We start from the raw sequence: 11,941 nt of genomic DNA on the forward strand, positions 1-11,941 counted from the left end.
ATGAAGAAGTGAGCGAGATTGGTCACAAGCTCAGTCTAAAAGAACTGTATTTGGATGAATTGGTGATTCTCCGAGACCAGCTAAAGAGCTATCAAGCTCAACTGAGCCCAGAGAAACAAGAGCAGTACGAGCGCTTACTAGCCGATGAACGGTTCAAAGGCCGCCAAGCTATGATTCGAGAATTAAGGGTCTACTTAAAGGACTATAGCGATTAAGATAAGTCAGAACTTTCCCCTTTTCAAAGGTTATAAATTTCGAATGATTTTCTTCGTGCATTTGGCATGAAAAAACAGAAATTCTCTTGTAAAATGGAAGAAATTTTGATATGATAGTAGATGTCGTGTAATCGGCAAATACTCATTTCAGATGAATTGTGAAGCCGTTGCCTACGGGTGGTCTTGCGAGTTGAAATCTGGGAGAGGAAAAAACAAAAAAAGGAGACATTACTCATGGCAGTAATTTCAATGAAACAACTTCTTGAGGCTGGTGTACACTTTGGTCACCAAACTCGTCGCTGGAACCCTAAGATGTCGAAGTATATCTTCACAGAACGTAACGGTATCCACGTTATCGACTTGCAACAAACTGTAAAATTTGCAGATCAAGCATACGACTTTATGCGTGACGCAGCTGCTAATGATGCAGTTATCTTGTTTGTTGGTACAAAAAAACAAGCTGCTGATGCTGTAAAAGAAGAAGCAGAACGTGCTGGTCAATACTACATCAACCACCGTTGGTTGGGTGGAACACTTACAAACTGGGAAACGATTCAAAAACGTGTTGCTCGTTTGAAAGAAATCAAACGTATGGAAGAAGACGGAATTTTTGATGTTCTTCCTAAAAAAGAAGTCGCTCTTCTTAACAAACAACGCGCTCGTCTTGAAAAATTCTTGGGTGGTATTGAAGAAATGCCACGTATTCCAGATGTGATGTATGTTGTGGATCCACATAAAGAACAAATCGCTGTTAAAGAAGCTAAGAAATTAGGTATTCCAGTTGTAGCGATGGTGGATACAAATACAGATCCAGATGACATTGATGTCATCATTCCAGCTAACGACGATGCTATTCGTGCTGTTAAGTTAATCACTGCGAAAATGGCTGATGCAATTATCGAAGGCCGTCAAGGTGAAGATAACGTTGAATCAGTAGAAGCAGAATTAGCTGCAACTGATTCACAAGCAGATTCTATCGAAGAAATCGTTGAAGTTGTCGAAGGCTCAAACGAATAATCAAGTAACGAACCTATGGGGCGGGGCCTAGTCCTCCCCTTTTTATTAAATAAAACCGTAATATCTTAATTGGAGGATCAAAATGGCAGAAATTACAGCTAAGCTTGTAAAAGAATTGCGCGAAAAATCTGGTGCTGGTGTCATGGACGCTAAAAAAGCACTTGTAGAAGTAGATGGCGATATCGAAAAAGCAATTGAATTGCTTCGTGAAAAAGGTATGGCAAAAGCTGCTAAAAAAGCAGACCGTGTTGCTGCTGAAGGATTGACTGGTGTCTATGTAAACGGCAATGTTGCCGCTATCGTTGAAGTGAACTCAGAAACAGACTTTGTAGCAAAAAACGCTCAATTCGTTGAATTGGTAAACGAAACAGCTAAAGTAATCGCAGAAGGCAAACCAGCTAACAACGAAGAAGCTCTTGCTTTGACAATGCCTTCAGGTGAAACACTTGAAGCTGCTTATGTTAGTGCAACTGCTACAATCGGAGAAAAAATCTCATTCCGTCGTTTTGCAGTTGTTGAAAAAGCAGATGATCAAGTATTTGGAGCTTACCAACACAATGGTGGACGTATCGGTGTTATCACAGTTCTTTCAGGCAGTGACGAAGATCTTGCAAAACACGTGGCAATGCATGTTGCAGCTATGAAGCCTTCTGTTCTTTCATACAAAAAATTGAGCGAAGAATTTATCCATGATGAATTGGCTCAAATGAACCACAAAATTGATCAAGACAACGAAAGTCGTGCAATGGTTGGTAAACCAGCGCTTCCACACTACAAATTTGGTTCTAAACTTCAATTGACGGATGAAGTGATTGCACAAGCTGAAGAAGACATCAAAGCTGGTCTTGCAGCTGAAGGTAAACCAGAAAAAATCTGGGACAAAATTATCCCTGGTAAAATGGATCGCTTCATGCTGGACAATACAAAAGTTGACCAAGCTTACACATTACTTGCGCAAGTCTATATCATGGACGACAGCAAGACTGTTGAAGCATTCCTTGAAAGTCAAGGGACTACAATCGCTAGCTTCACTCGTTTTGAAGTAGGTGACGGTATTGAAAAAGCTGCCAACGATTTTGAATCAGAAGTAGCTGCAACTATGGCTGCTGCTCTTGGTCAAAACTAAGGTAATCAATAATTAGCATTTAAATCATAAATAAAAAGGCTAGAGAGCTGGTGTAACTCTCTAGCCTTTTCTAGTAGCGTCTGCTATTATTTTACAATTTTTTTCGTGAATCCCTTGTGAGAAATCACAGAATCTACAAAGATTAAAACGATTAAAGAAATTAGTAGATAAGTAATTTCAGAGTAAGTGAAAGCGATTCGGTAAGTTTGTGTAAAAAGAATAGCAAAGACACTAGCGACAACGATGGCTAAGTCAATTGTCCATTTTGTTTTAGGGTTTATTGAAGATGGTTCAAATAAAAACGGGGCAAATAAGCAGATGACTAACGGGACGACTTGGACATCCACATAATCAGCAGAAATAACTGTAAAAAAGAATAAAGTTGAAACCAACCAAACCAGTACATGACGTGTATATTTGAACCAATCCATTTTCATTCATTTGGCCTCCTTTTATTATTATCGTCAAATTTTCATCTATATTATAACGCTTTAAAATTAAAAGGCAAGCGTTTACACTCGAATTATTCCTATTCTATAAGCTTTTTCACTTGCTTGAATAATCAGACTTTTCAGTTTTTCATTTAGGTCTTTTTCTTTCAAAAATAAGAGATTTTCGGTATAATATTAGTCAAAGATAGTCAATATCAGTTGCTCATTTATGGAGCAAAAGAAAGAACTGGAAGAAAGGGTTGTCATGAGCCATAAGAATACGTCAGACAGTATTGAGGAATATATCAAAGCGCTTTTAGCTCAAGCTGGGATTGCAGAGTTGAAGCGCAGTGAAATTGCGGATGTTTTTCAGGTTGTTCCAAGTCAGATAAATTATGTCATCAAGACACGTTTTACGGAAAGTCGTGGCTATGTTGTTGAAAGCAAGCGTGGTGGAGGCGGCTACATTCGGATTGGTCGGATTGAATTCTCTAATCATCATGAGCTACTTTGTGATTTGCTGCATAGCGTTGGCGAGCAGATTAGTCAACAGGTCTTTACAGATATCATTCAGCTATTGTTTGATGAAAAAATCATGACAGAACGAGAAGGGAATCTTCTTTTAGCGACGACAACTGATAGAGTATTGGGAGTAAATGCTGCACAGATTCGTGCGCGGATGTTAAAGAAAATTTTACAACAAGTTGATAGAAAAGGGAAAAACTAATATATGAAATATTCAAAAGCTTTGACAGAAAGTATTGAGTCGGCGCAACTGCTAGCAAGCCATTTTGAAACAGATTATTTGGAGTCTTGGCATTTGTTGATTGCCATGGCGAATAATCCTTATAGTGTTGCGGGTTCTGTTTTAAATGATTATCCGCTTGAAATTGATGATTTTGAGAAAGCAGCCTTTCATATCACAGGAAAGATTTATCAACAAGAGGGGAGCTTTACCATTTGGCCATTTTCTCATCGTATGAAAGTGTTGTTTTTGACAGCTGAGCGAATTGCAGAGGCTGTACATGCTAAGAATCTTGGGACAGAGCATGTGTTGTTAGCTATGCTATTTGACCGAGGAAGTTTGGCGGCACGTCTCCTTGAATTCACAGGATTTAGCTATGAGGATAAAGAAGGCGTTTTGCGCATGACCGATCTTCGGAAAAACTTAGAGCATAAGGCAAGCTGGAATAAAGAGGATTTAAAGGCGATTCGTCACCTAAATAAAAATGCTGCAGCAACAAGACAAACGATGGCTAATATGATGGGAATGCCTCCTGCAACCAGTGGCGGACTAGAAGATTATACTCGTGATTTAACCGAAATGGCTCATACGGGTCTTTTAGAACCGGTCATTGGGCGGGATAAAGAGATTTCTCGCATGCTTCAGATTTTAAGTCGCAAGACGAAAAATAATCCAGTGTTGGTAGGAGATGCAGGAGTTGGGAAGACAGCATTAGCCCTTGGTTTGGCGCAACGTGTGGCAGCTGGTCAAGTTCCAAATGAGCTTGCAAAGATGAGAGTTTTAGAGCTAGATTTAATGAATGTGGTGGCTGGAACTCGTTTTCGTGGTGATTTTGAGGAACGGATGAACAATATTATCAATGATATTGAAGCAGATGGACATGTCATTCTTTTCATTGATGAGCTTCATACTATTATGGGGTCGGGTAGCGGGATTGACTCGACATTAGATGCAGCGAACATTCTCAAGCCAGCTTTGGCTAGAGGGACGCTCAGAACGGTCGGCGCAACGACACAAGAAGAGTACCAGAAATATATTGAAAAGGACGCAGCTCTTTCACGGCGATTTGCCAAAATTACTATTGAAGAGCCGACGGTAGCCGATAGTATTGCGATTTTACAGGGGCTCAAGAAAAGTTATGAAGAACACCACAAAGTGGTGATTACAGATTCAGCGATTGAGACAGCTGTTAAGTATGCTCATCGTTATCTAACAAATAAACATCTACCTGACTCGGCGATCGATTTGCTAGATGAAGCTGCCGCAACGGTACAAAATAAAGGTCCGCAAAATCATGTAAAAACAGAATTGAGTGCAGCAGACGAGGCTTTAATGGCAGGCGATTGGAAAAAGGTTGGCACTTTGTTGGAGAAAGAAAGTCAGCCAATTGTCTACAAACTAAAGGTTAAAGATGAGGATATTTTGGCAACACTCAGCGGTTTATCGGGAATTCCTGTGCAAAAGTTGACGCAAACAGATGCGAAGAAATACCTCAATTTAGAAAAGGAACTGCACAAGCGGGTCATTGGGCAAAATGAAGCAATTTCTGCTATTAGTCGAGCGATTCGGCGCAATCAATCCGGTATCCGCACTAGCAAGCGTCCAATTGGCTCCTTTATGTTCTTAGGGCCAACCGGGGTCGGAAAAACTGAGCTAGCTAAGGCTTTGGCAGAAGTTCTCTTTGATGACGAAACAGCACTGATTCGTTTTGATATGAGTGAATACATGGAAAAATTTGCTGCCAGTCGCCTCAATGGAGCGCCTCCAGGTTATGTTGGTTATGAAGAAGGGGGCGAATTAACTGAAAAAGTTCGCAATCGTCCGTACTCTGTACTCCTCTTTGATGAGGTAGAAAAAGCACATCCTGATATTTTCAATGTGCTTCTCCAAGTCTTAGATGACGGGGTGCTGACAGACAGCAAGGGGCGTAAGGTGGATTTTTCCAATACCATTATCATTATGACCAGCAATCTTGGTGCGACAAGTTTGCGGGACGACAAGACGGTTGGTTTTGGAGCACGTGATGTTCACTTTGATCATGAAAGCATGGAAAAACGGATGATGGAAGAGCTTAAGAAAAGTTATCGTCCAGAATTTATTAACCGAATTGATGAAAAGGTTGTTTTTCACAGTTTGACTAGCGAAGACATGCAAGAAGTGGTAAAAATCATGGTGAAACCACTCATTGTCAGTCTCGCTGAAAAAGGAATTAAACTCAAATTCCAGCCGAGTGCTTTGAAACTTCTGGCTCAAGAGGGTTATGACCCTGAAATGGGAGCTCGTCCACTGCGCAGAACTCTACAAACTCAGGTAGAAGATCATTTATCCGAATTACTTTTAGCTGGTGAGTTACAGATGGGACAAAGTTTGAAAGTCGGTGTCAAAGCTGGACAGCTGGAGTTTGAAGTGCTATGAGTTTTTCCTTGAAACGTTCAGGGATAGATAAGGACTTAAAAGATGAACATTCGTGAAATGGCAGAAACGGATTATGATCAGGTTTATCAATTGTGGTTATCATGTGCAGGCATGGGATTGAATGATTTAGATGATTCAAAAGAGGGAATTGCTCGGTTTTTGCAGAGAAATCCTCAAACTTGTCTGGTGGCAGTAGAAAATCAAACGATTATCGGAGCGATTTTAGTTGGTTCGGACGGACGAAGAGCCTATATCTACCATACAGCTGTTCATCCGAACTATCGCAGGAGAGGGATTGCAAGACAGCTGGTTGAAACGGTTTTAACCGTCCTAGATGATTTGAAAATTCATAAGGTTGCCTTGGTTGTCTTTAAAAGGAATGCAGAAGGAAACAAGTTTTGGGAGAAATTAGGATTCTCTGTTCGAGAAGATCTCATTTACCGCAATCAAGCAAGGACTGAAATGGTTCGGCTGGATACCTAGTAGAAATGACTAATAAAAAACATCAACCATTTAGGAATAATTTCCCAGATGATTGGTGTTTTTTTAATGTTTAAACTTGTAGTAATTCTTCAATTTCTGCAAGACTGTTGGCTTGGGAAATAGCGCTGCGGAGTTTGGCAGCACCAGCTGTTCCGCGGAGGTAATGAGGTGCTAAGCCACGAAATTCTCTAATGGCGATATGCTCTCCTTTAAGGTCAATCAAGCGCTTCAAATGATCGTAAGCAATGTGCATTTTATCCTCAAAGCTGAGGTCGGGCAAGATTTCTCCCGTTTCAAAATAGTGATTGATTTGATGAAAGAGGTAAGGATTGCCCATGGCAGCGCGTCCAATCATGACTGCGTCAGCACCGACTTCTTCTATACGCTGTTGAGCATCTTGGACAGTACGAATATCGCCATTGGCAATAAAAGGAATCTTGGTTAAGGCTTGCGCAACATTGTGGAGGGTTTCAAGATCAGCGTGACCAGTATACATCTGCTCGCGTGTACGTCCATGCATAGCCAGCGCTGCCGCACCAGCAGCTTCAGCTGCAAGAGCATTTTCCACAGCTAGTGAGGCATCTGCCCAACCAGTACGCATTTTCACGGTTAACGGAATATCTAGAACAGAACGAACTTTATTGATAATAGAATAGATTTTTTCTGGATCTTTGAGCCATTTTGCCCCAGCTTCGTTTTTAACAATTTTATTGACGGGACAGCCCATATTGATGTCCACAATATCTGTTTGGGTATTTTCTTGGATAAATTCGGCTGCGCGCGCCAAACTATCTTCGTCACTGCCAAACAACTGAATGGAAACGGGATGTTCTCCTTCATCAATATGCAGCATGTGAAGTGTCTTTTCGTTATTGTACTGAATGCCCTTGTCTGAGACCATTTCCATGACGACAAGACCTGCACCCAGCTCTTTTGCAATCGTCCGAAAAGCTGAATTGGTGACGCCTGCCATAGGAGCGAGAACTGTTCGATTGGGAATTTTTACATCGCCAATCAGAAAAGGGGTATTAAGATTTGTCACGAATGAGTTCCTCCAAGTCTTTCTCGTCAAAATGATACGTGCTTTGGCAGAATTGGCAAGTGATTTCAGCTCCGTGGTCTTCGTCTCGCATTTCTTCAAGGTCTGACTTAGGTAGGCTTGAGAGAGCATTTAGGAAGCGCTCTTTGCTGCAATCGCATTGGAAGCGAACTTCTTCTTCTGACAATCGTTTGTAAGGTTCGTTGCCGTAGATAGCTGAAAGCAGGGCTTCAATATGGTCTTCGGATTCCAAAAGTGTTGAAATAGCAGGCATTTCTTGGATTCGTTTTTCAAAGCGGGCGATTTCTTCTTCTTTGGCACCTGGAAGGACTTGCAAGAGGAAACCACCAGCAACCTTGACCTTGTCATTGGCATCTAGTAGAACATTTAACCCGACAGCTGACGGAGTTTGCTGGCTTTCTGTTAGATAGAATGCCAAATCTTCGCCAATCTCACCGGATACAAGTGGTGTCATAGAATGATAAGGATTTCCAGTTCCATAGTCTGTAATGACGAGGAACTCGCCGTTTCCAACAAATGGTCCGACCAGCACTTCGCCAGTCGCGGTTTTTTTAATGTCTACGCCGGGATTTTGCACATAGCCTTTGACCGTACCTTTTGTATCTGCGACGGTAATAATAGCACCGATAGAGCTTGTCCCTAGCACTTTGACGGTGATTTTTGTATCTCCTTTTTCATTTGCGACAAGGATTTGACTGGCAATGAGCGTACGGCCTAGTGCTACAGTTGAGCTGGCCTGAGTATGATGCTTTTCTTGAGCTGTCCGAACGGTTTCAGTACTGTCCAGTACATAAGCCCGGAAAGCACCGTTTTTTGAAATAGTTTTAATAATCTTGTCCATACCCTTTATTGTAACATAAAAAAAGAAAAGGGAGCGGGACAAAAATCGGTATTTCGTAAGAAAGTGATTTTGTTGTCCCACCCCGCATAGTTGACGAGGCTGTTGTCATTCTTTGCATAGCAAGGAATAACAACCACCAAGCACCTATTTCGTTTCGGTGAAAAAATAGTATATTGTAAGAATTTAGGAAATTTTTGTCCTAAATTCTTGTTCCAGTCCATTAGTTTTCGTTTGTAGTTCGTTCATCCACTTCTTTTTGAGTTTCTTTTCCCTGATCTAGCAGAGCCTGGATAATCTTGTGGTCGCGTAGTTTAACAGAGTCGTTAATGGTTTCAGCGGATTGGATAACAGTCGCTTCAAGGAGAGCGCGTTTCTCCCGTCCTTTGTCAATGGCTTCGATAATACCTTGGTTTTGAGCGACTAAGCTTTCAGCCAACTTAGTAACAGATTCGACAGCAATTGTTGGATTTTGCGAGATTCTCTCCATTTGTGGAATGACTTCTTTGCTGGTTTCAGCCAGCATTTGAAGCGCTGCATTGTTGGCATTAGAAATGGCGTCCGCTACCTGACCAGATTTCATTGATTGTTGCAAAATACCTAGTTGAGCAATAGAGAGCTTCATGGTCGGAATGGTATTGCGACGGAGCATGCCGAGTTTTTGGCGCATATCAGAAGACACCTTCACGAGATTACGCATTTGCGGGGTAGTGGCCCAAGCAACATACAGACGGCTGATGTATTCTGTGTGCTGCTGTTCCAATGTATTGACAACTTCAGTCAAGCGGGCCAATTCTTGTGATTTGGTTTGGTAATCTAGAGTGGCGGTATCTAATTGTGCCACTTCATTTTGAAGAGTCAAGGCACGCGCACTGGCTTCTCTTTGACTGGCTTCAATAAAGGAAATGACACCGACTAGATTTTCAATGGATTTGGTATTGTCTTCAATCAACATCTCAGCAGAAACGATATTGCGTGCGAGTACATCTTCTTGCTTGACGACAGTAGCAGCCATTCCGTCCATTTTTTGCTCGATATTTTGTGAATCAAAATAGAACTCTTGCAAGGTATTCTTGCTTTGTTTAAAGAGTTTTTCTAAGAAATTTGGCTTTTTATCTAGTTCTGCAATTTGAGCATCCTTGTACTTAGCAACAAAACCATTTAACTCTTTATTAGTATTTTTTAGCAATTCATCGACTTGTGGGATTTGAAGTTTCTTTTGCTCGGCTAAAATACGGTTGACAGTGTTATTAACATCTTCGACCGCGGCTTGTCCAAAATCTAAAAGAGCATTCTGGTCAGAAATAAAGTTATCTACCAACTGTGGGGCTTTTGCCATGATAGCATTTTGTTGTTCAGGAGTTAATTTCTCCAAAAAAGTTAACTGCCCATTTGCTTGAGTTTTGGTTGATTCAATAATCTCGGTGGTTTTATCCGTTTTCGTAATGGCATTGTTAGCGATTTTGTCAATGTCGAAGTTAAATTCTTGGCTCATAAGGTCTCCTTTTGATGTTATAGTTCTGTGTTCGTTTCTTTTTTAGTTAAAATCCGCAAGCTGATGTCAAAATCTCGTAGATCAGCTTCGTTGAGCTGACGGAGTGTTTCGTCCAAGTCTAAATCAAACTGCTCAATAGCCGCTTTGGCGCTGGACAGTCGTTCTTCGGCATTGTAAAAATCTTTCGGGGAAGCCTTGATTTTTAGGTAGCCTTCCAAAATATCCTCATAATGCTCCATTTGAGATTGATGAATAGCGGTTAATTCTTCCTTGTTGTTGCTTTCTGATTGAGAAATTTTCTTGAGAATAGCTTCATGGTCGGTTTGGATATTGTGAATGGTTTCGAGCAATTCTGGTACTAATTCTTCAAGGATTGACTTTGTACTCTCAGCATTTTGCGTGCGGAGATTGTAAAGTTGAGCATGAATGTCTGCTGTTACGTCTTGCACTTTCCGTTGAATCCGCTGGTAAATCTCAGGTGAGATATGTTTTTTCAAAGTATCAGCCCGTCCTTGAATATAGCTTAATTGAGGCAAGAGCTGTTCAGCCAACTGTTGGTATTTTTCATAAGCCTTTTCTTCTAGATAAGCATCTAATTGTTTGATTCGACTATCTGCGGCACCGATTTCCTCTTTCAAATCTTCAATTTGTTGACTGGCGCTAGGTCCTGTGATTTTTTTCGGCTGATGGGTTGCATAGTAGTAAATTCCGTAGCTTACACCGACAGCAAAGAGGATCGGGATGAGGTACTGCATAATAATACCAACTGCGATAAAAATAAGCAATATACCAATCCATCTTCTAGAACGTACATTTCTATAATCTCTTCTGGACATAAATTATCTAATCCTGTTTCTTCTGAAATTTCTAAGTCTATTTTAGCATAAAAAAGCATCAAAGACGGAACTGAACGATATTTTTAATAAAAAGTTTGGCTGAAAATAATCATGGAATGATCAGATTTTTCAAAAATTTCTTGACTTAGAGTGAACTCCAAGGTATATAATAAAAGTGTAAATATTTTACCTTTTTGATGAATGTGGAACATCATCTTTTTAATAGAGAAAGGAGCAATAAAATGAAAGCAGCAGTTTTTGTAGAACCAGGAAAAATGGAGGTGAGAGAGGTTGCGCGTCCCGGTGCTGTTGTCGGACGCGTCGGTGTGCCACATACAGGAGACATCAATATCGGTGACTACTGGATGGTCAACTTGGCAATGGCTGGTGGACCAGCTTCTTGTACAACTTATGACAAAGAAATCTTGCTAAAAGCAGTTCTAGACGGTCAAATCAATCCTGGTAAAGTTTTCACTCAATCTTACAAATTGGAAAACATTGACCAAGCGTACAAAGATATGGCTGACAGAAAAACAATTAAAGCGATGATTGTGATGAATTAAGAATTCCGAAAGAGGTTGGTAGAATCCGACCTCTTTTATGGTTGTGAATGTTAGTCCAATAGTTCTCAAATACCTTCATTTTTGATAAAATAAAAGAAAAGCAGTTAAAAGGGGAGAAAATCATGTCTTTAACTAGTCAGATTGTTACAGCTGAATTTCCAGATTTAGAAAAAGTGGAACGACTCAACACGGAAGCTTTTCCTGAGGAAGAGCGTACACCGCTATCCGAGTTGCTACGCTATGGAGATGGGGAATATTCTCATTTTTTTGCCTTTTATGATGGCAATGAATTTGTCGGTTTTGCCTTTTCAGTTTACAATGAAAGAGCCTTTTATATCAGTTTTTTTGCGATTATGCCTCATTTGCGTAGTCATGGTTATGGCGGGAAGATTATTGATAAGTTGGTGGATTTTTATCAAAGAACCATGGTTTTAGAAGTAGAACGGCTGGATGAGCCTTGTGATAATCTAGAACAACGAAAAGCTCGAATGGATTTCTACAAGAGAAATGGTTTTCGCTCTTCGCACGCCTACTTAGAATACGACGGTTTAAGTTTTGAAATTCTTTATAAAGGACCGTTTTTTGATGAAAAAGCCTATCGGGACATTTTCAAAAAGATTCAAGAAGATGGTTATTTTGAATTTGAAATCAAGCATGGACATGGCAGGGACTGGGAATAAACTAAGAATCACTATCGAATATTTCTATTTTTCGTTG

11 protein-coding genes and 2 pseudogenes are annotated in these 11,941 nt (G+C 40.5%); 8 read left to right on the plus strand and 5 right to left on the minus strand.

Translation table 11 applies throughout. The annotated features are described in order from the left end of the window. From HMPREF3249_RS03855 to tsf, 3 genes and pseudogenes are all read left to right on the plus strand, one after another. Positions 1 to 215: pseudogene (locus HMPREF3249_RS03855) on the plus strand (sigma-70 family RNA polymerase sigma factor); the annotation flags it as partial. A 234-nt stretch (positions 216 to 449) separates the two neighbouring features. Next, on the plus strand, positions 450 to 1,232 hold the full coding sequence (gene rpsB, locus HMPREF3249_RS03860; protein WP_059221593.1) for a 30S ribosomal protein S2: 783 nt from the start codon (positions 450 to 452) through the stop codon (positions 1,230 to 1,232). Positions 1,233 to 1,314: 82 nt separating this feature from the next. After that, a complete protein-coding gene (gene tsf, locus HMPREF3249_RS03865; RefSeq protein ID WP_049533055.1) occupies positions 1,315 to 2,358 on the plus strand; it encodes a translation elongation factor Ts in 1,044 nt (347 codons plus the stop codon). A gap of 86 nt (positions 2,359 to 2,444) precedes the next feature. On the opposite strand, the gene HMPREF3249_RS03870 is transcribed toward tsf, so the two are convergent. Next, the gene (locus HMPREF3249_RS03870; protein WP_021002166.1) at positions 2,445 to 2,795 is read right to left on the minus strand and encodes a hypothetical protein; all 351 of its coding nucleotides are present in this window, start codon (positions 2,793 to 2,795) and stop codon (positions 2,445 to 2,447) included. Positions 2,796 to 3,054: 259 nt separating this feature from the next. Between HMPREF3249_RS03870 and HMPREF3249_RS03875 the strand changes: the two genes are divergently transcribed. From HMPREF3249_RS03875 to HMPREF3249_RS03885, 3 genes are read left to right on the plus strand one after another with little or no spacing between them, the layout of a single operon-like run. Beyond that, the gene (locus tag HMPREF3249_RS03875; RefSeq protein WP_049533054.1) at positions 3,055 to 3,516 is read left to right on the plus strand and encodes a CtsR family transcriptional regulator; all 462 of its coding nucleotides are present in this window, start codon (positions 3,055 to 3,057) and stop codon (positions 3,514 to 3,516) included. Positions 3,517 to 3,519: 3 nt separating this feature from the next. Beyond that, complete coding sequence (locus HMPREF3249_RS03880) at positions 3,520 to 5,949, plus strand: ATP-dependent Clp protease ATP-binding subunit (RefSeq protein ID WP_070496917.1); 2,430 nt, start codon at positions 3,520 to 3,522, stop codon at positions 5,947 to 5,949. Positions 5,950 to 5,991: 42 nt separating this feature from the next. Beyond that, positions 5,992 to 6,432 carry a GNAT family N-acetyltransferase gene (locus HMPREF3249_RS03885; RefSeq protein ID WP_021002163.1) on the plus strand — a complete coding sequence of 147 codons (441 nt, stop codon included), beginning with the start codon at positions 5,992 to 5,994 and terminating at the stop codon, positions 6,430 to 6,432. A gap of 70 nt (positions 6,433 to 6,502) precedes the next feature. Here the strand turns inward: HMPREF3249_RS03885 and dusB are convergent, their stop codons facing one another. The 4 genes from dusB to HMPREF3249_RS03905 form a co-directional block, all read right to left on the minus strand. Next, positions 6,503 to 7,474, minus strand: a complete 972-nt coding sequence (gene dusB, locus HMPREF3249_RS03890; RefSeq protein WP_049533052.1) for a tRNA dihydrouridine synthase DusB — start codon at positions 7,472 to 7,474, stop codon at positions 6,503 to 6,505. Further along, entirely contained in the window at positions 7,461 to 8,333 is an 873-nt protein-coding gene (gene hslO, locus HMPREF3249_RS03895) for an Hsp33 family molecular chaperone HslO (protein WP_003041832.1), read from the minus strand. The genes dusB and hslO overlap by 14 nt, the downstream gene beginning before the upstream one ends. Before the next feature lie 220 nt (positions 8,334 to 8,553). Beyond that, complete coding sequence (locus HMPREF3249_RS03900) at positions 8,554 to 9,825, minus strand: toxic anion resistance protein (protein WP_049533051.1); 1,272 nt, start codon at positions 9,823 to 9,825, stop codon at positions 8,554 to 8,556. A 17-nt stretch (positions 9,826 to 9,842) separates the two neighbouring features. Next, complete coding sequence (locus HMPREF3249_RS03905; RefSeq protein ID WP_003041789.1) at positions 9,843 to 10,661, minus strand: coiled-coil domain-containing protein; 819 nt, start codon at positions 10,659 to 10,661, stop codon at positions 9,843 to 9,845. Positions 10,662 to 10,948: 287 nt separating this feature from the next. Between HMPREF3249_RS03905 and HMPREF3249_RS03910 the strand changes: the two are divergent. After that, positions 10,949 to 11,224 (plus strand): annotated as a pseudogene (locus HMPREF3249_RS03910) (alcohol dehydrogenase); the annotation flags it as partial. A gap of 122 nt (positions 11,225 to 11,346) precedes the next feature. Beyond that, positions 11,347 to 11,904: a GNAT family N-acetyltransferase gene (locus tag HMPREF3249_RS03915; protein WP_049533049.1), complete on the plus strand. Its 558-nt coding sequence runs from the start codon at positions 11,347 to 11,349 to the stop codon at positions 11,902 to 11,904. The last annotated feature ends 37 nt before the right edge of the window (positions 11,905 to 11,941 follow it).

The organism is Streptococcus sp. HMSC36C04, from assembly GCF_001839535.1.
GTDB lineage: Bacteria > Bacillota > Bacilli > Lactobacillales > Streptococcaceae > Streptococcus > Streptococcus hominis.

Bases quoted from the DNA above. Each gene is read 5' to 3' on its own strand.
- HMPREF3249_RS03915 (WP_049533049.1), top strand. From the start codon at position 11,347: ATGTCTTTAACTAGTCAGATTGTTACAGCTGAATTTCCAGATTTAGAA.
- HMPREF3249_RS03870 (WP_021002166.1), bottom strand. From the start codon at position 2,795: ATGAAAATGGATTGGTTCAAATATACACGTCATGTACTGGTTTGGTTG.
- HMPREF3249_RS03875 (WP_049533054.1), top strand. From the start codon at position 3,055: ATGAGCCATAAGAATACGTCAGACAGTATTGAGGAATATATCAAAGCG.
- hslO (WP_003041832.1), bottom strand. From the start codon at position 8,333: ATGGACAAGATTATTAAAACTATTTCAAAAAACGGTGCTTTCCGGGCT.
- HMPREF3249_RS03900 (WP_049533051.1), bottom strand. From the start codon at position 9,825: ATGAGCCAAGAATTTAACTTCGACATTGACAAAATCGCTAACAATGCC.
- tsf (WP_049533055.1), top strand. From the start codon at position 1,315: ATGGCAGAAATTACAGCTAAGCTTGTAAAAGAATTGCGCGAAAAATCT.
- HMPREF3249_RS03905 (WP_003041789.1), bottom strand. From the start codon at position 10,661: ATGTCCAGAAGAGATTATAGAAATGTACGTTCTAGAAGATGGATTGGT.
- HMPREF3249_RS03885 (WP_021002163.1), top strand. From the start codon at position 5,992: ATGAACATTCGTGAAATGGCAGAAACGGATTATGATCAGGTTTATCAA.
- HMPREF3249_RS03880 (WP_070496917.1), top strand. From the start codon at position 3,520: ATGAAATATTCAAAAGCTTTGACAGAAAGTATTGAGTCGGCGCAACTG.
- rpsB (WP_059221593.1), top strand. From the start codon at position 450: ATGGCAGTAATTTCAATGAAACAACTTCTTGAGGCTGGTGTACACTTT.